The 21,131-nt window shown below is 39.7% G+C and carries 20 protein-coding genes; 18 read left to right on the top strand and 2 right to left on the bottom strand.

The features are described 5' to 3' along the window. Positions 1-28: 28 nt before the first annotated feature. The 18 genes from BKK47_RS02855 to BKK47_RS02780 all read left to right on the top strand — a co-directional run bounded on the left by BKK47_RS02855 (position 29) and on the right by BKK47_RS02780 (position 16,910). Positions 29-1,675: a hypothetical protein gene (locus BKK47_RS02855; protein ID WP_077493411.1), complete on the top strand. Its 1,647-nt coding sequence runs from the start codon at positions 29-31 to the stop codon at positions 1,673-1,675. 118 nt (positions 1,676-1,793) lie between these two features. Continuing rightward, positions 1,794-1,919, top strand: a complete 126-nt coding sequence (locus BKK47_RS12775) for a hypothetical protein (protein WP_256856274.1) — start codon at positions 1,794-1,796, stop codon at positions 1,917-1,919. A gap of 2 nt (positions 1,920-1,921) precedes the next feature. Further along, positions 1,922-2,254, top strand: a complete 333-nt coding sequence (locus BKK47_RS02850) for a hypothetical protein (RefSeq protein ID WP_143529575.1) — start codon at positions 1,922-1,924, stop codon at positions 2,252-2,254. Positions 2,255-2,316: 62 nt separating this feature from the next. Then, positions 2,317-2,571, top strand: coding sequence for a type II toxin-antitoxin system Phd/YefM family antitoxin (locus tag BKK47_RS02845; RefSeq protein WP_077493409.1), 255 nt, complete (start codon positions 2,317-2,319; stop codon positions 2,569-2,571). Further along, positions 2,568-2,855: a type II toxin-antitoxin system RelE family toxin gene (locus BKK47_RS02840; protein ID WP_077493408.1), complete on the top strand. Its 288-nt coding sequence runs from the start codon at positions 2,568-2,570 to the stop codon at positions 2,853-2,855. Before BKK47_RS02845 ends, BKK47_RS02840 begins: the two co-directional genes overlap by 4 nt. 12 nt (positions 2,856-2,867) lie before the next feature. Further along, positions 2,868-3,308 (top strand): hypothetical protein, encoded by a 441-nt coding sequence (locus tag BKK47_RS02835; RefSeq protein WP_077493407.1) that lies wholly within the window; start codon positions 2,868-2,870, stop codon positions 3,306-3,308. A 63-nt stretch (positions 3,309-3,371) separates the two neighbouring features. Next, positions 3,372-4,187: a lysozyme gene (locus BKK47_RS02830; RefSeq protein WP_158074739.1), complete on the top strand. Its 816-nt coding sequence runs from the start codon at positions 3,372-3,374 to the stop codon at positions 4,185-4,187. Positions 4,188-4,283: 96 nt separating this feature from the next. Then, on the top strand, positions 4,284-4,409 hold the full coding sequence (locus BKK47_RS12770) for a hypothetical protein (RefSeq protein WP_279626156.1): 126 nt from the start codon (positions 4,284-4,286) through the stop codon (positions 4,407-4,409). 9 nt (positions 4,410-4,418) lie between these two features. Then, a complete protein-coding gene (locus BKK47_RS02825; RefSeq protein WP_077493405.1) occupies positions 4,419-5,390 on the top strand; it encodes a hypothetical protein in 972 nt (323 codons plus the stop codon). A gap of 85 nt (positions 5,391-5,475) precedes the next feature. Continuing rightward, positions 5,476-12,399, top strand: a complete 6,924-nt coding sequence (locus tag BKK47_RS02820) for a MuF-C-terminal domain-containing protein (RefSeq protein ID WP_077493404.1) — start codon at positions 5,476-5,478, stop codon at positions 12,397-12,399. Between the two features lie 75 nt (positions 12,400-12,474). After that, complete coding sequence (locus tag BKK47_RS02815) at positions 12,475-12,933, top strand: hypothetical protein (protein WP_077493403.1); 459 nt, start codon at positions 12,475-12,477, stop codon at positions 12,931-12,933. A gap of 60 nt (positions 12,934-12,993) precedes the next feature. Next, the gene (locus BKK47_RS02810) at positions 12,994-13,485 is read left to right on the top strand and encodes a hypothetical protein (protein WP_077493402.1); all 492 of its coding nucleotides are present in this window, start codon (positions 12,994-12,996) and stop codon (positions 13,483-13,485) included. A gap of 8 nt (positions 13,486-13,493) precedes the next feature. Further along, a complete protein-coding gene (locus BKK47_RS02805; RefSeq protein WP_143529574.1) occupies positions 13,494-13,919 on the top strand; it encodes a hypothetical protein in 426 nt (141 codons plus the stop codon). Between the two features lie 64 nt (positions 13,920-13,983). Further along, on the top strand, positions 13,984-14,199 hold the full coding sequence (locus BKK47_RS02800; RefSeq protein ID WP_077493401.1) for a hypothetical protein: 216 nt from the start codon (positions 13,984-13,986) through the stop codon (positions 14,197-14,199). 2 nt (positions 14,200-14,201) lie between these two features. Continuing rightward, entirely contained in the window at positions 14,202-15,083 is an 882-nt protein-coding gene (locus BKK47_RS02795) for a hypothetical protein (protein WP_077493400.1), read from the top strand. Positions 15,084-15,179: 96 nt separating this feature from the next. Continuing rightward, the gene (locus tag BKK47_RS02790) at positions 15,180-16,190 is read left to right on the top strand and encodes an STAS-like domain-containing protein (protein ID WP_077493399.1); all 1,011 of its coding nucleotides are present in this window, start codon (positions 15,180-15,182) and stop codon (positions 16,188-16,190) included. 69 nt (positions 16,191-16,259) lie between these two features. Beyond that, positions 16,260-16,583: a hypothetical protein gene (locus BKK47_RS02785; protein ID WP_077493398.1), complete on the top strand. Its 324-nt coding sequence runs from the start codon at positions 16,260-16,262 to the stop codon at positions 16,581-16,583. Then, complete coding sequence (locus tag BKK47_RS02780) at positions 16,584-16,910, top strand: hypothetical protein (protein WP_077493397.1); 327 nt, start codon at positions 16,584-16,586, stop codon at positions 16,908-16,910. Between the two features lie 579 nt (positions 16,911-17,489). On the opposite strand, the gene BKK47_RS02775 is transcribed toward BKK47_RS02780, so the two are convergent. Next, entirely contained in the window at positions 17,490-17,933 is a 444-nt protein-coding gene (locus tag BKK47_RS02775; protein WP_158074738.1) for a hypothetical protein, read from the bottom strand. 722 nt (positions 17,934-18,655) lie between these two features. Then, positions 18,656-20,932 (bottom strand): 5-methyltetrahydropteroyltriglutamate--homocysteine S-methyltransferase, encoded by a 2,277-nt coding sequence (gene metE, locus BKK47_RS02770; RefSeq protein ID WP_077493395.1) that lies wholly within the window; start codon positions 20,930-20,932, stop codon positions 18,656-18,658. Positions 20,933-21,131: the final 199 nt, after the last annotated feature.

The raw sequence follows: 21,131 nt of genomic DNA, 5'->3' as shown, positions 1-21,131 counted from the left end.
TGTGCGGTTTTTTCATTTAAGGAAACCTATGCCTTCAATCAAACTCACTCAATTTGGTGGCATTGCCCCACGGCAACGCCCGAACAATCTACATCAAGCAATGGCTCAGGTTGCCGAAGATGTGGATTTATCTCGTGGTACATTGCGGCCGTGGCGAACGGATAAGAAAGTCTCGGGTAAAACAGGCAACTCAATCTTTGTAGATAAATGTTGTTTTCTAGCAAGTGATAACTGCCAAGCCTCGTTTTCCCGCATTGATACAGATTGTTGTTTTATCGTAGCGAGTGGTGTTAAAGATTATCCCGTTATTCAGCGTAAAGATAATGCCTGCAATGATAAGTGGAACAGATTGGGTTTTCCGGTTGAACTTAACGCACCCAATGCCCAATTCTTGGGAACATTGAGCCAAGATTTTAACCAAGAGCTACGGCAATACATTTACACGCTTGTTGATGAATTTGGTTTTGAAAGTGCGCCAAGTTTACCGAGTGATCCGATTTATGTGCATAACGATCAATCGGTGGTGATCAGCGGACTGCCCACATCTTTTCCGACTTATTCTATCGAAAAAGTGCGGTTGTATTGTGCCGTTACTCAACTTGATTATGGTGAGCAAGTCAAAGATCAAAATGCCGAAGCCCATTTCTTATTGGTTGATGAGGTGAGTTTTGGGATAGGCAGTTATGTTCATCAGGCCCATACGGTTTATGGTGAAGAATGTCTAACGGAAGAATATGAACCGCCACACGAATGTATGACCGATTTACAGTATTGTGGTAACGGTCAGCTTGGTGGATTAGTGGGAACGGAGCTTTGGCTGTCAGAACCGTTAAAGCCCCACGCTTTCCCCGAAGCCTATCGCTATGGGCGCTTTAACGGCAAGCCGATCCGCTTTCTTTGTGGTGAGCGAGCAGGGTATATCTTAACGGACGAATACCCAGTCGTGATTGAAATGGAAAGTCCTTGCCAATCACAAGGTTGCCGTTCTATCACGCAGTTAGAAGAACCGCTGCCCATTATCTCGTATCAATCCGCTTGCCTTTATAACGGTGCTTGTTTTTATGCGACTAAAGACGGGTTAGTGATGCTTGCCGGCAATCAAGCAAAGGTGATGACGACCGCACTTTATACAAAAGACCAATGGCAAGCTCTTGCCCCTTGGCAGATGATTGGTGTGGTGCATGATGGTTATTATTTTGGTTTTACCGATCGCATTTCTATCCGCTTTAAAGTCCCTGATTCGATTTACGAAGACGTGCAAATTGAACAATTAACCACACTGAGCATTAAACCTAAAGCTGTCTATCGTAGCGATCAAGATGAATTGTTCTTTGCGACTGATGATGGAATTTATCAATGGAATGCCGGGGATAATTGGAAAACCTTTAGATGGCGTGGTCGTTTACATAATCTACCACAATATATGGCAATGACGGCATATAAGGTGGTGCAGGATTATGAACCTAATTATGTTAAGCACATTGGCTATAAACGGCATCGTAGTGAAATGGTGCAAGATACGGTTGTACTGGGCGATAAAACCGTTATTGACAGCCGTCCACACCGCCTTAAAGCCGGTTATGCCACATTATTCTTTGATGTGGAAATCACAGGAAAAGGCGAAGTGTGGGAGTATCACATTGCAACCAGTGTGGCGGAATTAGGAACAGAGTAACATACAAAAAATAAAGCCGAGGTATTTGCAGTATCTCGGCTTTTTTCATTCCGGTTAAGCTAGATTTAAAAGGAATAAACTTTGAATGGATTTTAACATATTTAATGAGGTGCGCAAAATGCTAGAAATCATCGATAAATCCGATAAAGCACGGAAATTTGCTTATTGCGTTGTTATCTTAGCCTTTATCTTCGGCATGGTATGGGCATTGCCTAATTTAATTACGGCAATTAAATGGTGGTAAAAATGAAATACCAAACAGAACGAATTGAAGATATTGCTCAGTCCCAAACCTTACTGGCTGAGCTTTTTAGTTATGTCGGTGAGCATTACGATCAAAACGCTCAACTACGCCCGGAATGGCAGCATTTTTTCCAAGTGTGGGCAGGGCAAACGCCATACACAAAAATCAAAGTATTTACGGCAAGGGAGGAAGGGAAAATCCAAGGCTGTGTGATGGTGTTGGTGATTGAAAATCCACTCTTTATTACAAAGCCATTTATCCAACGTTTTATTGACTTAACTCAAGGTGATAAAGACTTTGATGATTATGTGAAGATTGTGCTGGATAGTTTGTAAATTTAATTGACAAAACCTAAATAAAGAGCGATAAATAGTACTCTAAAAGAGGAGCGTTATTTATGCCAAGTATTATTTTAACCAATACCGTAGCAAGTATTACCGAACTAAAAACCAATCCCATGGCAACATTCAATGCGGCAGGAGGAGAGGCGATTGCCATTTTAAATCGCAATGAACCTGCATTTTATTGCGTTCCACCCCATATTTACGAATATTTAATAGAGTTGGCAGAAGATGCCGAACTTGCGAAGATTGTGGAAGAAAGACAGCAAGAAAAAAGCTATGCGGTTGATTTAGAGGATCTGCTCAAATGATTTACACAATCGAATTTATTCCCTCTTCTGAAAAAGAGTTTCGTAAATTGGATTTAGATTTACGAAAACAATTTGTAGAAAAATTGCGAGAGCGAGCGGAAAACCCTCGCATTGAAAGTGCAAAATTGAGGGGAATGAAGGATTGCTATAAAATCAAGTTGCGTAGTTCGGGCTATCGATTGGTTTATCAAGTCATTGATGAACGCATTGTGGTAAAAGTGATTGCGGTGGGTAAACGAGATCGGAATAGTGTTTATGAAAAGGCACAATCAAGGTTAGCCTAAGTGAGGTAAAAAATGAAACGAATTTTAACCGCTCTTTTATTTAGTTTATTAGGTTGTTCGGTGGCGGATGCGGAAATAACCGAAAAACAAACAGCAAATTATATTATTAAAGGAAATAATATTACGATGTGCTATTTCCCTGAAATTTGGTCTGCAAGCTCTCAGGAAGAACGAACAAAAATACTTCAGAATTGGGTTGATGATCCTGATAAATCACACTTGGCTTTGATTTATGATTCTCTCTATTATCCTTTACTTGTGGATAGTTTTGGTGAGGAAAATGCCGAGAGAGTAATGAAGAGGGAATTAGATTTAAGTCCCTATTTAGCCAAAATTTCAACTGAGAAAAAAAATAAAACGACAGTAAAAACGAATAAAGATTGCCAAGCGTTATGGGAAGAGGTTAAACATTTAATAACAACTTACCATTATTACGAGGTTTCTGCTGAGTAAATGCATTAAAAATCAAAAAACGCTTACATCGCAATATGTAAGCGTTTTTTTATGGAGACAAATATGAGTGGAATGACAATAAGCCAGCAAGGCATTAATGAATTAATTGGTTCAGAGAGTTTAAGGTTAAAAGCTTATCAAGATCAGGGAAAAGTTTGGACAATTGGTTATGGACATACAGGGCATATTAACGGTGTTCCTATTGGTGCTGGGATGACGATTACAAAGGACCAAGCGGATACAATTTTAAGAGGAAAATTAAAAGAGTTTGAAAATGCGGTGAATAGTAGTGTAAAAGTTCCTCTATCTCAAAACCAATTTGATGCACTCGTTAGTCTTGCTTATAACATCGGTGGGGGGGCTTTTAGCCGATCTAATATTCCAAAATACTTAAATAGTGGTGATTTTCAAAAGGCAGCGGATACTATTCTAGAATTTAATAAATCCCGTCAAAATGGGGAACCAAGACCCAGTTTTAATAAAGGGCTATTTAATCGCAGAGTGAGAGAACGTGAAATGTTTTTAGGTGGGCAAAAGGTTGATGCTCCAATGCCTGAAAATCAGTTTCCTCTTTATGATAATTTGAATATTGAACCAAAACCTTTAAGCCAGCCGTCAATACCAGTAAATCTAGGAGAACAACTAGCCAGTGCATTTACACCCCCAACAACAAATAACGGGTTTGAAAATTACTTCAACCCAATGAACAGTGAATTTGAGGCATTAAATCAGTTCGAGCCGGAACAACCTAAAATCAGTAACCGGCAAAAATATCAGCAACAATTAGCTGACGCTTTTGGTATTGCACCACAGGTAGGAAATGGATTGCCGGATTATATTGGTGATATGGTGAGAAGTATTTACGACCAAACGGCATAGTTTAAACGAACAAAAAACAAACCCCGAAAGCGGCAAACTTTCGGGGTTTTTTCATTCCAACTTCCCATAAAAGAAGGAATAAAATTGAGAGGCAATATGAGTGAACAAGGTGCAGATAAAGCAGGAAAGGATATTTCTTTCGGCATTAAGTTTTTCTTTTGCAGTGGAGGACTTGCCATTTTTATTATGGCATTAGCCTTTTCTTACTACTTAATTAAATAAGGAAACACAATGGCAATCTCAGACATTAACAAAGCAATGGCACTTTACGCCCAACCGACAGAGTTCGATCAAAATGCGTGGAAAACGGCATTTGATATTGCAAATAACTTTGCAACCACATCCGAAAACCACCGAAAGAACCGTGAGAATTTAGCGACAGAAGATTGGCGAACAGCGTTTGAAAATAATAAATTTGAAACCGGTATTGGCAAAAATAACGTGGAATTAGCCGATTTACAGCGACTATATAATAACGCGCTAAAAACCGATCCGAGTGAAATCCAAAGCCAAATTGCTCTGAACATGCATAACACCACGCAACATGATATCGGGAATAAGGCGTTGTTGGGACAGGATGAGCTACTTAAACTGAGGGCACAATTTGGCAAACCCGGTGAAAGCCAAATGGAGTTTTATAACAGATTGCCGGAGGAAGTGAGAAAAACAGTATCGCCTTATGCCTACTACAATCTTGACAATGCCGCAGCACAAGATCGGGCAAAAAAGGATGCGCTTATGCAAGGCGTTTTACAGTCGGCTGAAAAAGTAACTATCGACCCGATAACGGGTGAAAAAATGAGAACAGGTCAATACGATTCAAATTTGCTTGATTTTGAATTAAATAAACTGATTATTTCCGGTAATGCGAGTAGGGAAGAAGCGGAGGCACTCAGAAAGAAAGTGATGCCTGTTGATCTTGCGGCTTATACGATACCAAAACTGGATTTATCTGTGCCTTTTGGGCAATTGCCTATTCCGCAGCAGGTAACATTTCCTTATAGACTTGATACACAGCCTCCGCAAGTAGCAGCACAATCCACAGTACCGATAACGGTAGAACCAACGGCTTTACCGGAAAAACAAAATGGAATAATGATGAATGGACGATTTATTCCATCGGAGGGGCAATCTAAAAACTTAAGTGATCTTTTTAGTTGGCTTGAAATAGAGAAAGCTAAGGCAAGAGGTCAGCATTGGTAATTAATATCAAGTAAAACTTAACCAAAACCGACCGCACTTTCGCAAGATTGTGCGGTTTTTTTATATCCGAAATAAAGGAAATGCTATGCCGAAATTTGATACCCAACTTCAAAAACAACTTCAAGAATATTTTGCTCCCTTGTCGAGTGGATTTAGCAATATGCTTTCCCCAAAAGAAGTGGCGGAACTCCAAAAAGCCTATGGCTTTGAACAACCTAAACCACGCCAATTATCAGAGCGTGATCGTGCCGCTCGTTTAGAAGCATTTAATACCAATTTGGCAACAGAATCAGCCGAAATGGGAAAAGCGTTCATCAACAACACCGCAAATTTACCGGCAGAAGAACGCTATCGTGCTTGGGAGCAAGCACAAGAAGCACTGAAAAGACAGTATGCCCATTTAACGGAAGAGCAACAACAAACTGCTTTGTCGGCATTTAACGAACACGCTGATGTGTTCCGCCTTGCTGACGAAGAGGCTGGCTTTTTCAGCCGTGCAGGTGATGCACTTTCCTACATTCCGACAACATTCACAAAACTTGGGGAACAAGTAACTGGCTTAGTTGCGCCGGAGAGTGATGCAAGAAAATGGTTTAAGGAAGCAACAGACGAGGTAGAAAACTGGCGAAGTGATGAAGCCAAAATGCGTGCATTACGTTCTGCCGATGCGATGGCAAAAGCGAAAGCCAATGGCGAGTTAGGTTTTACTCAATTCTTTTCCAATGCCGTAGAAAACCCATTAGAAACCATTGGGCAGTTTACCGAAAGTGCTTTACCAACCATTGGGGCGGCAGTCGTTGGTACAGCCGCCGCACCGGTAACAGGTGGTGCAAGTTTAGCCTTGCCTTTTGTTGTAGGTGGTGTGCAAGGAGCAGGGGAAACCCGTAATGAGATTTACGATCACCTTATGGCAATGCCTGAAAGCCAATTACAGCAAAGCCCTCAATATCAGGCGTTACTTTCCCAAGGTTTAACGCCCCAACAGGCACGCTCACAACTGGCGGGTTCATTGATTGAACACGGTGGGGAAGTGTTGGCAACCGGTTTAAGCAGTGCGGCATTAAGCCAATTAGGGGGATTAGCCCGTATTGGTCAAGTTGGAAAAGGTGTGTTGGGTTCAACGGCAGGAAAATTTGCCTCTGAATTGATTACTGAACCTACTGATGAAGTATTTCAACAGTTTATGGGCAATAAAGCGATCAATGATATTGATCCCACCCATTCACTCAGCGATGGCTTAGGTGAAGCGGCAGCAGGCGGTTTATTATTTGGTGCGGCAGGCGGGGCGATTGCGGCGGCAGATAATGCTTATCGCAAGCCAAGTGAAGAACAAATACAAGCGAATAGCGATCAGGCTGTCGATGATATAGCAAACAACACCCAACCCGAACCTCAACCAACACAGCCAAAATCACCGGTAAACGGCAATGTGTTAGAAAGTGTATTGGCAGGTTATCAGTCTGATGAAGCACGTTTTAACGAACTTTATAGCGATCTGAAATCCGATATTGAAGACGGTAAATTACAACAACGTTTAAACGAAGGCGATCGGGAATATGCCGATTTAGCCCGGGCTTATCTTGAGCAAACGGGGCAATTACAGTCGGAAAGTGCGGTTGAAAATGAGCAAGTTTTTGCAGATACCGAGGTTAAGACGACTGAACCGGAGCAGGAAACTACCCAACCTGTATTTGATGAAGATCGTTTGGAACAATATCGTCAAGCATCTCAGGATATAGTGTCAGCTTATCAACGTGGTGATATTACGGAAAGAGAAGTAAATTCCCGTTATGCCGAGATAATTCAGCGTTACCCTGAACACCAACAACTCGCACAAGAGTTATATCGCAGACAGCAAGAAGATCAAGAACAGCAAGTGCTTTACTCTCGTTCACCAATGAAATCGGTTGAAGCCAATATTGCACGGGGTCGTGAGCGCATGACACAGGCAATCTTGGATAAAGCGGATGTGAAACGGGGAATGTATAACGGTGAGTTTGGTTGGGTTGATTTTGTTTGGGGGGATGATGGTTTAACGAAACCGTTTAACAAAAAAGGAGAACCTGTTGGCAAAGGGATTGCTCATATTATTGAAGCCCGTATGCGTAAAGATGGTATGAGTTATGCTCAGGCAGCGAGAATGCTAATAGATAATATTGTTGAAGCGATTGCGAAAGGAAAGGCTGGAAAAGTTTGGTCTAGTCCAAATGGAAAAGATCTAAGCGTACAAATCGATCACAACGGGTATCGTGTTGCATTAGCAAAAAGAAAAGGAAGTAACTCTTGGATTATTACGGGGTTTAAGTTACATCAAACAGGTGTAAACGGAGTAGGTGGAGATACTTCCGCTACTACGCACGTTAAGCCTACACTTACGCGTCAAAACGTGGGAGCTGTTGATGTGTTTGAAGATGCGAATAGAAAGGGATATGACAAGTCTATTCCTACTATTACCAGCCCTACACTTCCCCGTGCTGATAAAGGGGCTCCAAACGTGGCTTCTGATTCAGGACAGTTCGCTAATCCTAACGGCTTGTCAAATGACACCGCCCTTGAACTCGGGCGACCGACTAACATTAGCCAACTGAACGATACGCACGCTCACTCACAAAGAGGCAGGGGCGTGGTTGCAGAGAACGGTGATAATTTAGCCAATTCTGCACAGGTTGTCAATCAAATCGCCCAAGATCAACAAACCCTATCACGCCTTTTAGGCGATGAAACCGCCTCACATATTCAGGTGGTTGATCGCAATACGGAAATCCCTTCCGGCAAAGACGTGAAAAAATTAATATCTGATGGTGTGGAAGGTTGGTTTGAAATCTCAACGAAAAAACTTTATCTCATCAGCGATAACATTACGGCAGATGAAACACTAAGTCGTGATGAACGCTTGGCTTGGGTAGCTTGGCACGAATTGGCGCATGCCGGTGTGCGGGTGAAATATGGTGATGCCCTGACCCGTATCTTAGCAAGTGCGGCAGAAAATGTTGTGGTAAAAGTCATGGCCCGAAAAATCCAACAAGATCGTGGCGATATTTCTTACCCTGTTGCAGTGGAAGAAGCCTTGGTAGAAATCTATGCGGCATTTGAAACCGGAAACTGGGCGGCATTAGAAAACCGTTATAAAACCAAAATTCACGAAAGCTATAAGCAAGGTAAAAATAGCGTTGCCGATCATCTTACGAAAATTGCCAACTATATTCGTAAATTGATGAATTTAATTTTCCGCAGCCCTAAATTTACCGAAAAAATGACGACCTCAGATGTGTTTAACACCTTGTCAGGTATCAAAGAGGGGATTAATACGATTTCCACTTCTCAGCAAGATCAGGTAATGCAAGATGATGTTCGTTACAGCTTGAATGAAAATGCCGATTCTGATTTTGCGAAAGCGGTTGATGATTTGGTTAGTGGTGAACAAGCAGAAACAAAAATTATCCATGTTGGTACAACTCCTGATGTATTAAAAATGCTAGGGCTTCCAGATACCGATGTGATTATTCACGCTAAAACGCTTTCTAAAGTTATGTTTGATAAGCATGCGGTAGAACCAACAGTATTAAAAGCTATTCCCGCTCAAATTAATAATCCTGTTGCAGTGATGAGATCAAGTACACAACAAAATGGTTATGTTGTTTTGACGGAACTCACTGAAAGAGTAAATGGGGTGGATAAGCCTATTGTGGCAGCATTGCATTTAAAACAAACTCAACAAGGTATTGAGTTGATTAATATTGCAAGCGTATATGGTAGAAATCATTCACAAATCCAACGTGGATTAGAGAATGATTTACTGTATTGGAATAAAGAAAAAGGAGCTGAATTCTTAAATAACTTCACGCTTCAATTGCGTTCTTCGTCATTGGAAAACAGCTCCGAAAAAGGGACTGATATTGTAGATACCTTTGGGCTTCAATTGCCCGCATATGTATCACAAGAACAGTCCATTGGGAGTGATGTTAAAACAGAAACCGATCTAAGTCAATATCAATCTGAGCAATCGGGTAATGATATTCGTTATTCCCGTAAACCTTCTGTATTGGAACAAATTGAAAGTGGGGAAATTCATCGTAGTGAAGATGAAACCACGCTCCGCAGTTTGTTAAGCGAAAAAGAGTTTAGCAAAGCGTGGGAATATTTTAAGGTGAAAGCGGATACTGCATTGGCAGATCAAACCCGTCCTGTTGCCGAATGGTTAAAGAACCTTGAACAAAGCGGTTTAATCACCCATGCCGAACAGGTGAGTATCGTTCATCAAATGAATCGCACAGACGGGGTGAAAAATGCGGCGAATGCTCGAATGATGCAAAAGTATTTGCAGCCGTTGATGAAAAATATCAATGCGTTAGCGAAGAAGCATAATATGTCGGTTGAGCAGGCTAAATTCTATGCGGAATATTGGCTTTCTGCCCGTTATTCTATTGAAAAAAATAACGAGTATTTAGCCAATGAGAAACAGAAAATAGAGGAGGCATTGCAGGCGATTGAAGAGGCAAAAAATGCCGGTGATGGAGAGGCACTTGCTCAAGCAACCCGAGAGCATAGACGTGCTGAACGTCAATATCGCTACCGTAAAGCTGATGTGGAAAGTCAAGTTTGGGGCAGAGATAAACAGGGTAATCAGTTGTATCAACCGAAAGTCGGCACGGCAGGTGGTTGGTCAATCCCTCATGCTCAAACAATTATGCGTAATATTGAAGCCAAAATTCCGGCTAAAGAAATTGAGATTGCAACCAAACCTTTGTTTGAGGCAATTGAGGAAAATTTAGCAATGAATCTTGCAAGCGGTCGTATTACGAGGGAGCAGTATCACAAATATCGTCAAAATAAACATTATGTTCCACTGACCGGAGACAATGAAATCGATCTTGAAAAAGAGAACGATTATATTGGTGGGGCGGGACGTAAAGCGAAAAATGTCAGCAAGGATAAAGCGGCAAAAGGACGTTCAAATTCTGAGGCGGAAGGCGCAATTGATGCAACATGGCGAATGTTGGATAAAACCATCACCAATGCTGCATGGCAGCCGTTTAAAAATTCGATTGATGAATTGTATGAAACGGCTAAAGAAAATGCGCTTAAAGAGGGGCATTCGGAAAGAGAAGCTCAAAAATTAGCTGAGGAGGCAACAGGTATCACCAAGCAACTGATGAAAGGCACAACACGCACAAGCGATGATGTATTGATTCGGAAATACGGCGATAACTATTATGAGTATAAACTTCCGGATAATGTAATGAAGGCATTAAACAGCTCTCAAACCGTCAGTCCGCTTGGCGATTTATGGGGTTTTCGCCAAATCAAAACCTTAACAGGTTGGTTTGCTCGTGGGGTAACCCAATTGAAACCGATGTTTGCCCTGAAAAATATGGTTCGGGATAGCTGGGAGAAATCTATTTTACTGACAACCCGAGAAATCTTAGGCAGTAATGGTAAAGATTTAGATCAGAAAGCGAAAAACAAGATTGGTCGTGATATGACAAAACTTGTTTGGGGCGCGCATTTGGGGCGGAATGGCATTTATAAAGCGACAGCGAAATTTGCGAAAGAGGGCGGAACAGCAAATTTAGACGATAGAAAAGATGCACAAGGCAATTATCTCAATAAAGAGCAGGGCTATTTAAAAGAGATGATCGACAGCGGGGCATTATCAACTTATTCCGCAATGCTTGCCAGAACCCGCAAAGACTTGGATAAGGAGTTTAAGCAATATGGTAATCCGACATTGGCCACAAAAGCGATGCGTCTAGCGGAAATGTGGAACACCACATTTGATACGGTATCGTCTTTAGCATCTTATATGGCATTACGGGAAAACGGTATTTCTCCGGCGCAAGCCAGTGGTTTAGTACTTGGGTTAATGGATTTCCGTAAACAAGGTTCATTTACTAAACATTTTAAAGGCTTTTATGCGTTCTTAAATCCGGCTATTCAAGGAGGTAAAAATAACTTGATGTTTATACGCACTCGCCGTGGTCAAGTTTATTTAGCCTCTCGTGTTCTGATGGGGATGATGGTTTATCAACTACTCTCAGCTCTCGCCGGTGATGATGACGAGGCGGGTGGAAAAATGGATAGCAAAGGAGATTTAAGCCGTGAAATTCGTATCCCTACCCCATTAGGAGATATTCGAGTTCCGGTTGGTTATGGTGCGCCGCAAATGGCATGGAATATGGCGGTAAATATGATGCGTTATTTCAACGGGCAGATTCATTTATCTGATGCTGTGGGTAATATTGTGGCGCATAATGCAAAAAGCTTAATGCCGGTTAGTCCGAATGAAACCAGTGTAACCAAAGATCCGTTTGCGAAAATTGCGAACACCCTTACACCGACTATCTTCAAACCGTTTGTAGAGTTGGCAACCGACCGTAATGCCTTTGGTAATAAAATTACGCCAAACTGGGTGAATGAAAAGGAATTGCATGCTACCCAATCAAAATCCAACACTGCCCCATTTTGGGAAGATGTGGCGAAAACAATGTATGATGTTTTTGGTATGGATGCCCATCCGGAAAGCTATCAGCATCTTATCAATGCTTATAAAGGCTTTTTAGGTTCTGCCGGTGATTTAGCGACTGCGCTCATTGAGAATCCTAATCGTGTTGCTCAAGGAAAACCAATGAGTATCCCTTTGTTTAATGACTTTTTTGCATTAAAAGGCGAAAGTCGGGTTGGTACGTTATATTATGAAAGCAAAGCTGAGATGGAAAATTTGGCAAAAGCTTACAAATATGAGCAGGAGCATCACCCTGAGAATGTAAAAACTTGGCTAACACCGGAGCGAAAACGCTTACTGGCATTAAACGAAGAAGCGAATAAAGCAATCGGCGTGGTACGCAAGGTTAAAGCGAATGCGACAAAAGGGTTAGAAAAGAAACAGATTTCTCAAGGGGAATATGATAAACGGTTGGCACTTTACTACAAAAAAGTGGACGAAGTGCAACGCCGAATATTATTTAAGTACCGCACTCTTGAGAAATTGAACACTAAGAAAACTCACTAAAAAACGACCGCACTTTAGGGTGCGGTTGTGATTTTATGACGGCAGTGTAAAATTCACTCAAAAATAGGAGGGAAAATGATTGATTACCAAACCTTATGTAAACAAGGTCAGGCTTTTCAACAAACCAAATTAACCCATAAGGAAATATTAAAACGTGAAATCCAATTATTTGCCGATACGCTTGCAAGGCAACTTGGATTAGTGGATAAATATTACAAAGCGAATATCACTGATGACGTGGCAACAACGCCTTATGTACAAACCAATATTCATTCATTTGTGGAAGATGGCTTTGAATTACCTAAAGTCAATTTTGATCTTGGTGTAACCTTAGAGGATGCCCCTGAAATTTATCCTAAAACCACTCATTTTATTAAGATAAAGGCAACTTTTGCTCAGTCGGATAGATTGCTCTTTGAGTTTCTCGTTATTCCCAAAGTCGCCTATTCAGTTAATTTACAGGAAGATGAAGAATATCGATACAGTAAGTTAACAGAGAGTTATATTCAGTTGCTGATGAAGAGTTTGTCTTAATGGTTTAAAGCTGATCGCCCTTAGTGTTATAATGTAGAATAGCAAAAATAGGGAGGAATTATGGCTTCATTAGGATTAGTTAGTATGGCAATAGCTTCAGCGATTGCGGGTGTGCCTCAGCCACACTATAACACGCAATATTCTGAAGTTAAGCATATTGTCTCTGTGCCTGAAGAAGCGACTGAAGCGGAAATTCAGGAGCTAACCGAACGTATTTTTATGGCAGAAAAAAACTTATCTGGTTTTTATCAACTTGCTAAGACACGCCTTTCAATTTTTGAGGGTTTTGCAGAAGGTGAATTAATGAGCTTATTTAAGGAATCAGCAAGGCTGTTGTTTTCAACTAAACAATATGCTGAAGAGGGTTCACTCATGTTTGAGTATTTAACAAGGTTTGAAGATTCACTAAATAAACTTACTAAACTCTTTCATTCCTATGAATATAAAAAAGAAGCTGACCTAGTGTTATTGCCAAGAGTAAATAGCCCTATTGTTGCGAGCTTTGACAAGAACTCTTCGGACGAAGAGCTCCGTCAATTTATTTTTGGGTAGCTTGAAAGATGAAGGTTAATTTTTCCGAGGCATTTAGATCCGGGACGGCAAATAATCGACAATTTGTGGATATGCCGTTTTTGTCAAAGGCGCAGAAAAATTTGATTTTTGTTTTTGCTCGAGATGTGATGCTAGATAAAGCGCTAGTTGGTAAAAATAAACCTTCTTGGCTGGATGATAATTTAGATGAAATTCCCAATACAGAAAATTATCAGGCAAACCATTTTTGGCATTATCATTGTGGTGAGTTCGATCCTGGTGCAAAAGTTCGGAGATTAACTTATCAGCTTCAGCTTAATTTGGAAGGATTAACATCCGCAGCAGTTCTTCATTATCGAAAAGTTTCTCAGGAAGAAATTACAATTGTAGGATTTTCTCCGATTCATATTCCGTTTCCAAAGGAAGATGATCCTGACAATCCTCTATTTGATTAAATTTTTTCACAAAACCGCTTGTAGCAATACAGGCGGTTTTTTCTTACCCACAAACAGGAGAACTATGGCAAATCAATTTGAGCCTATCATCAACGAATTAAAAGACAAATCCGATAAAGACAGTAGCAAAGACCTGCTTTATCAAGAATACAAAAAATACACCGCACCGCAACTGATGGCATTACGAGATGAATATGTCAAAGAGCTAATTCATCAAATGATGGAATATAAAGAAAAAGCGGAGTATCTCTATCTACATTACTTAAATGAGGAGTTTTAATTATGGGCGATACCCCATATACACACGATCAAATAATGGAACTGTTTGATACGAAAGAAAGTGATTGTGACAAAGTTAAGAGTGATATAAAAGCGCTTCCCGATGATAACAAATTAACAAATGCTTCGGCTAAAGCAAGAGCGTTAGCAATGGCAGATTATGCTTGTAAGTATTTTGAAGCAGTTCAACAAAATGCCCGAGCCAATATGATTATTGCTCTAATACAACAAGCCGCCTCATTTTATTTTGCCGACAAACAACACGATGTCGCAAAACAGGCACAAAATCGTTTTGATGAAATCTGGAACAATCAGAAAGACAAATCGGATAAGTTTTTCAATCATTGGTACGACAATTCACGCCCGATTGAAATCCGAATGTTAAACGAAGCGTCAGCACGTGAGCAAGCAGGCTATCAAGTCGATTATGAAACGGCAAAAAATAGAGCAGTGGCTCAGGCTCGCAGTGAGTTTTCACGGGCAAGAGATAAAGTGCAACGGGAAAGCAATATCCACTGTGTAGGCGCAACCCGCACGGCATTACGCCAACTGCAAGTGGCAGAGGCAAAAGCCGTGGTGTTAGCTACTAACCAAGCTATTCGTTTTGAAGAAGAACGCAAACATCAACGTGAAAGCCAGTATCGGGAAGAAATGTACAAATGGAATGCGATGTTCCAAGGACGGATTGCGGACAGTCTTAACTCATTACGCACAGCCCAACAAGCCGCCGCTGCCGCAAGCCAAATCAATCCTTATGAGGGCTGGTCTCAATCGGTTGCCGGTTTAAGTAATATTGGCGGATACCTTGGCACAATGCGAACGGCAGAATTTGGGGCATTGAATTCACACAACATACCGGCATTTGCCAATAACTTGTGGGGATAATTTTTACCTGTTATTCAAGCTAATAAATAAAATGTTACATTATAAATTGCTTTATGTTACTATTTCATCGTATTTAGGTTACTTATAAAGGATTTTATGAACGATATTTTATGTAAATTACTTGAAGTTGTAAAACATAATCCAACACAAACGGCAGAAGCAATTGCTGAAAAACTTTCAATTACTCGCCAAAGTGCATCAAGAAAATTAAAAGGTTGGGTTGAGGATAATTTATTAACCGTTTCAGGACGTGGGCGTTCTACCCGTTATGAATTAGTTGAAAAGGTAGATACTTTTACTTTTAGTTTAAGCAATGAACTTGATGAGTTTCAGGTTTACACTCAAACGTTAGATTCAAAATTAAATGGATTGAGTAAAAATGTGCTTGAGATCTTCCAGTACGGATTTACAGAGATGTTCAATAATGCCATTGACCATTCAAATGGAACGGAAATTGTTGTTGAAATTCGCCAAACGCCTATTTCAACTTTTGTGAGCATTACCGATAATGGATTAGGTATTTTTGAAAAAATACAAAAAGCCTTTGATCTCATTGATATTCGTCAATCTATTTTTGAGTTATCAAAGGGAAAACTTACCACGGATAAGAAAAATCATAGTGGGGAAGGAATTTTCTTTTCATCTAAGATTTTTGATTTCTTCTGTATAAATTCAAAAGGCTGGGCATTTGTACATGATGCAGGTGTCATTGATGTTATGTATGAACATGATATTGAATACATTGAGGGAACAAAGGTAATGTTTGAATTATTACATTCATCAACCAAACGAACAAAAGATGTATTTGATCAGTTTGCAATGCCGGATGAATATGCTTTTGCAACAACAGTTGTTCCCGTTAATTTAGCAAAACACGAGGGGGAATTTTTAATGTCTCGTTCACAGGCAAAAAGGTTAGTTGCCCGCTTTGAGCATTTCCAAAAGGTTATTTTAGATTTTCAAGGTGTAACAAGTATAGGACAAGGGTTTGCTGACCAGCTTTTCCGTGTTTATCAAAACGATCACCCAAATGTTCAACTCTTTGTTATTAATGCCACGAATGATATTAAGGACATGATCCAACGAACAGGTTACCAAATTAAGTAAATAAATAAATCATAAACCAACCGCACTTTCACAAGATTGTGCGGTTTTTTCATTTAACAAGGAGCAAAAATGCGACCAATACATATCAACAAAAAAGTGGCAAAAACCACCTTTCAAATTGACAACTGTGGTAACGCAACCGAAGCCACGATTGAAATTACTCGTGTGGGAGGTAGCGATACTATCGTTTATCCGTCTTTAGAAATGACGGCAGACAGCGTAACCTTTATGTGGGACGATGCACTTTATAAAGCACGATCAGGGCGTTATCAAGGCATTATCCGAATTGAAGGCTGTCAGCCTTTCTGCGTACCGTTACATCTTGGCTGTAAATGCAATATTGGAAACAGTGAAAACGGTTATTTTACTTCTTCAGAATGTTTGGGGTGCTAAATGAAATATCAATTTTTAAACGGCTTTAATGCAAGCCTAACAGAAAAGCTGAATGCAACAGACGGCTTATTGCCTATCATCAACGCAAAAGAACTGGCTGAAAAGCTCGGCGAAAATCACACTTACCTAGTCATCAATGATGGCACAGGTGCAGAAATTGTGAAGGCTTATGCTTTTGGAAATGAAGTAAAAATTGAACGGGGTAAAGACGGAACAGAAGCCAAAACATTCCCTACCGGCTCCTGTGTGAAATGGGAGTTTACCGAATCTGCATTTAACGATCTTGGTTGCCCAAGTGAAGAAAAGGGTGATTGTTGCTGTGAATAAATGAAGGAAAGTATAGGACAAAAGTACGGTAGTTTTGCCGTAACTCATGCGATTAATTTGATATAATCACTTTACTGCTGAATAAGTAGCTTAGAAAAATGTATTTTTCATTTCATATTGACTGCCGAATAGGCAGAAAAAAGCGAGGTTAACGCCTCGCTTTTTGTTCTGGCCCGTGGGAATTTTTTCAATGGATACAAATTTATGAAAACACAAGTTACGCCAAAATTACGCCAATCAAACAATTAATGCTTTTAAATCAAAGATAAAAGAAACAGACCCTAGGCACCAAACAGAATTTTAAACATAGAAAGCCGCTTTAATAGCGGCTTTTTTTTGCCTAAAAATCTTTTATTTTCATTGAGTTGAGACTAAAAAAGGGGAACTTAGAGTTTTTAAGTTGTCTATTTTTTCTATTGAACTCACTGAACAACTTAGCCGTAATTTAAATATTCCTCAAGGCCAGCTGATTATTCATGATTATTCAAGCAGTGAGCTATTCAAACAATCTCAAAAGGGGCGTAATGCCCCTTTTTTAACCAGTAAGTAGATATAACACTTTTCTCTAGGGAAAATAAATCAATCCATAATTGATTTATTTTTAATCGTTACTTTACAAGGTTTAATATTATTCACGCAGGGATAAATGAAAAAGTTACTATTATTATCCCCTATGTCTTGAATTAAAATAAGGGTGTCATGGCTTTTCCCTAAAATGTAATAATCCTCTTCAAATAATGTAATTTGAGCATAAGTTTTGGGGAAAATCTGAGCATAATAACCAATCATAAAAGCTGATAAAGCAAAGTAAAAATACACTATAGTCAGTGCAGTGAGTAAGTGTACTTTCTGATTTTTAATATCATTAAAAATTTTTTGGATACTGATATTATAACTATGTTTTTTGCAAAGAATAGATATAGCTATTGCCCCAAGTAAATAAACAGAAATGATGGCATAGTCATTTTTATGTGTAACCAGTGATAACTGAACTAATAATGGAGTAAATACAATACTTAACACAACAAACGTTCGAATAGATGCAACTGTTGTACTTGAGAATACTTGCTTCGCACTCTTAATAATAATCCAGCCTATAAAGTTATGAATATAATCATTGAAACGAATAATATATACCAAGCGCTCTAGCAATGTTATTTATACCAACTTCTACGAATTCCCAAGGATAATTATAGTAGTAAAATTTAGCCCATCCATATATGTAGACCACTGACCAACCTAAAAAGGAGATATAAGCAAGAAAAACAGAAGAGTTAATGATAATGCTTGAATTTGTTTTCATTTAAAAATGGAGTTGTATGTAAAAAAGCTCAAGAATCTACATAACTTCATCCATATTGTCAATTTTTAATAATTTTGTTTTACAACTACAACTGTCCTTTCCCAAAGTGCGGTTAAATTATCTTGAGTTTCTCAAAGACTTGCCAACAGGCGATAAAACTCCATTAGTGGTGAAAGTGCAACTGATGACAGATACCCCTGAGCAAAATTCTCGTTGCTATTCGGTCATCTCAACAATAATTGAGTTATTTTTTGAGTCAAAGTTTTTCAGCGATCTTATGGTAAGAAAGGCCGTCTTCATCATAAAGACGGCGAATTTTAGGAGAGTTTCTAAAAGCATGCCAGGTTTATTCCCTGTTTAAATAACAAGGCGTTTATCAAAAGACATAGTGGCTCACTTTCTGTGATCTTACCACATCAACCTGATACATTTGGCATGATGGTTAACATACTAATTCCTTACGTATTTTTCTCGTTACATCTACCATCACCTTTAATTGCTCAATGGTTTCTTTCCAGCCTCGAGTTTTTAGTCCGCAGTCCGGGTTGACCCATAAACGTTCTTTTGGCACGACTTGTAATGCTTTACGTAATAAATGTTCAACTTCATCATCAGTTGGAACGCGTGGGCTATGAATGTCATACACTCCAGGGCCTATGTCATTTGGATATTTGAAATCAGCGAAGGCGGTGAGGAGTTCCATATCAGAACGAGAAGTCTCGATAGTGATAACATCGGCATCTAAATTTGCAATAGCCGGTAAAATATCATTAAATTCGGAATAACACATATGGGTATGAATTTGCGTGTCGTCTTTACAACCCATTGTGCTTAAACGGAATGCTTCACCGGCCCATTGTAAATAAGCATCCCAGTCTGCCCGTTTAAGCGGTAAACCTTCACGGATTGCAGGTTCATCAATTTGAATCACTTTAATTCCGGCTTTTTCTAAATCCAATACTTCATCAGAAAGTGCGACGGAAATTTGTTTACAGACTGTCGAACGCGGAATATCGTTGCGAACAAAAGACCACTGTAAAATAGTGACAGGGCCTGTAAGCATACCTTTCATTACTTTTTTCGTTAGACTTTGTGCATATTGAGACCAACGTACTGTCATTGGTTCAGGACGAACGACATCACCGTAAATCACTGGTGGTTTTACACAACGGGATCCATAACTTTGCACCCAACCGAATTTAGTGAAGGCAAAACCCTCTAATAATTCGCCAAAGTACTCCACCATATCGTTACGTTCTGCCTCGCCGTGAACCAATACATCTAAATCTAATTTTTCTTGCTCACGTACAACCAATTCAATTTCTTTTTTCATTGCCGCTTCGTAATCCGCCAAACTTAAATCACCTTTTTTAAAGGCTGCACGGGCTAAGCGGATTTCTTTAGTCTGCGGGAAAGATCCTATGGTAGTAGTCGGGAGTAGTGGCAAATTTAACCACGCATTTTGTAATTTAATTCTTTCTGCAAACGGTGATTTGCGTTGATCGGCACCTTTTGGCAAGTTTGCTAAACGTTCAGCAACTTCAGAGCGATGAATATCTTTTGAGTTAGCACGCTCATCGGCAGCAGCTTGGCTGGCATCAATTTCCCCTTGAACAGCTTGACGACCTTGTTCAAGTGCGGTCTTAATGACACGTAATTCTTGAATTTTTTGTAAACAGAAAGAAAGCCAGTTATAAAGTTCAGGTTTGTTTTCCTGTAATTGGGTTTCTATTGATAAATCATAAGGCGTATGGAGTAGGGAACAGCTTGGAGCAATCCATAAACGATCGCCTAATTTAGCTTTTAGCGGTTCCACAACGTCTAACACTTGGTTTAAATTTGCCCGCCAAATGTTACGACCATCAATGATACCTACAGATAAAATTTTGTCATAATCAACAAAGGTCGAAAGTTGCTCTGGGGCTCGCACCAAGTCAATATGTAAACCTGCAACAGGCAAAGATTTTAATAAATCAGCGTGTTCCGCCACGGAACCAAAATAAGTCGCTAATAATAATTTTGTTTCCACTTGTGTGGTTAATATGGTGTAGACCTCTTTATATGCAGTAACCCATTGTGCAGGTAAATCGACAGTTAAGGCTGGCTCATCAATTTGAATATATTCCACACCTTCTGCCGCCAACGCATTTAGAAGCTCCACATAAACAGGGAGAAGTTTCGGAAGTAAATCAAAACGATTAAATGCCTCACCTTTTTCTTTGCCTAACCATAAGAAAGTTAATGGCCCGACAAGGGTGGGTTTGGCATTTAATCCTAGGGCTTTGGCTTCACGAATTTGTTGAATGTAATGCGCAGGGTTTGCTTTAAATTGGGTATCTAAGTGGAATTCGGGTACAAGATAATGATAGTTCGTATCAAACCATTTGGTCATTTCGATAGCAAATTGTTCTTTATTTCCACGTGCCAATTGGAAATATTGATCAAGAGTAAGATTTTGACTATCAAAACCAAAACGGGTAGGAATAGCACCAGTTGCCACTTGTAAATCTAAAATATGGTCGTAGAAAGTGAAATCTGCTACGGCAATGTAATCCGCATTTGCATCCGCTTGGTGCTTCCAGTTGATTTCACGTAATGCTTTGGTAATGTCTAATAAGTCTTGCTCAGCAATTTCTCCACGCCAATAGCGTTCTTGTGCAAACTTAAGTTCACGTTTTGCACCAACACGTGGAAAACCGGATAAATGAAATGTTGTCATAATAAGTTCCTCATCTATGATGTTGTGGGTGGTTTAGACGGCTAAACGTCCGAATGAAGATAGAATGAGGTATTTCTTTCCATTATGCAAACTCATTATTTTCAATAGATTTATGAATTATTTTAATAATCCTGTGTGATAAAAACGAAAACTCCACGCCATTGAATTTTTATTAAATGTATTACATCGACATATTAGC

This window comes from Rodentibacter mrazii (assembly GCF_001998825.1).
Classification (GTDB): domain Bacteria; phylum Pseudomonadota; class Gammaproteobacteria; order Enterobacterales; family Pasteurellaceae; genus Rodentibacter; species Rodentibacter mrazii.
This window is presented reverse-complemented; position numbering and strand designations above follow the sequence as displayed.

Excerpts from the sequence above, each read along its gene's own strand:
- BKK47_RS02855 (WP_077493411.1), top strand. The coding sequence starts at position 29 with ATGCCTTCAATCAAACTCACTCAATTTGGTGGCATTGCCCCACGGCAA.
- BKK47_RS02825 (WP_077493405.1), top strand. The coding sequence starts at position 4,419 with ATGGCAATCTCAGACATTAACAAAGCAATGGCACTTTACGCCCAACCG.
- BKK47_RS02810 (WP_077493402.1), top strand. The coding sequence starts at position 12,994 with ATGGCTTCATTAGGATTAGTTAGTATGGCAATAGCTTCAGCGATTGCG.
- BKK47_RS12775 (WP_256856274.1), top strand. The coding sequence starts at position 1,794 with ATGCTAGAAATCATCGATAAATCCGATAAAGCACGGAAATTTGCTTAT.
- BKK47_RS02805 (WP_143529574.1), top strand. The coding sequence starts at position 13,494 with ATGAAGGTTAATTTTTCCGAGGCATTTAGATCCGGGACGGCAAATAAT.
- BKK47_RS02845 (WP_077493409.1), top strand. The coding sequence starts at position 2,317 with ATGCCAAGTATTATTTTAACCAATACCGTAGCAAGTATTACCGAACTA.
- BKK47_RS02835 (WP_077493407.1), top strand. The coding sequence starts at position 2,868 with ATGAAACGAATTTTAACCGCTCTTTTATTTAGTTTATTAGGTTGTTCG.
- BKK47_RS02795 (WP_077493400.1), top strand. The coding sequence starts at position 14,202 with ATGGGCGATACCCCATATACACACGATCAAATAATGGAACTGTTTGAT.
- BKK47_RS02780 (WP_077493397.1), top strand. The coding sequence starts at position 16,584 with ATGAAATATCAATTTTTAAACGGCTTTAATGCAAGCCTAACAGAAAAG.
- BKK47_RS02815 (WP_077493403.1), top strand. The coding sequence starts at position 12,475 with ATGATTGATTACCAAACCTTATGTAAACAAGGTCAGGCTTTTCAACAA.
- BKK47_RS02790 (WP_077493399.1), top strand. The coding sequence starts at position 15,180 with ATGAACGATATTTTATGTAAATTACTTGAAGTTGTAAAACATAATCCA.
- BKK47_RS02785 (WP_077493398.1), top strand. The coding sequence starts at position 16,260 with ATGCGACCAATACATATCAACAAAAAAGTGGCAAAAACCACCTTTCAA.
- metE (WP_077493395.1), bottom strand. The coding sequence starts at position 20,932 with ATGACAACATTTCATTTATCCGGTTTTCCACGTGTTGGTGCAAAACGT.
- BKK47_RS02800 (WP_077493401.1), top strand. The coding sequence starts at position 13,984 with ATGGCAAATCAATTTGAGCCTATCATCAACGAATTAAAAGACAAATCC.
- BKK47_RS02840 (WP_077493408.1), top strand. The coding sequence starts at position 2,568 with ATGATTTACACAATCGAATTTATTCCCTCTTCTGAAAAAGAGTTTCGT.
- BKK47_RS02830 (WP_158074739.1), top strand. The coding sequence starts at position 3,372 with ATGAGTGGAATGACAATAAGCCAGCAAGGCATTAATGAATTAATTGGT.
- BKK47_RS02850 (WP_143529575.1), top strand. The coding sequence starts at position 1,922 with ATGAAATACCAAACAGAACGAATTGAAGATATTGCTCAGTCCCAAACC.
- BKK47_RS12770 (WP_279626156.1), top strand. The coding sequence starts at position 4,284 with ATGAGTGAACAAGGTGCAGATAAAGCAGGAAAGGATATTTCTTTCGGC.
- BKK47_RS02820 (WP_077493404.1), top strand. The coding sequence starts at position 5,476 with ATGCCGAAATTTGATACCCAACTTCAAAAACAACTTCAAGAATATTTT.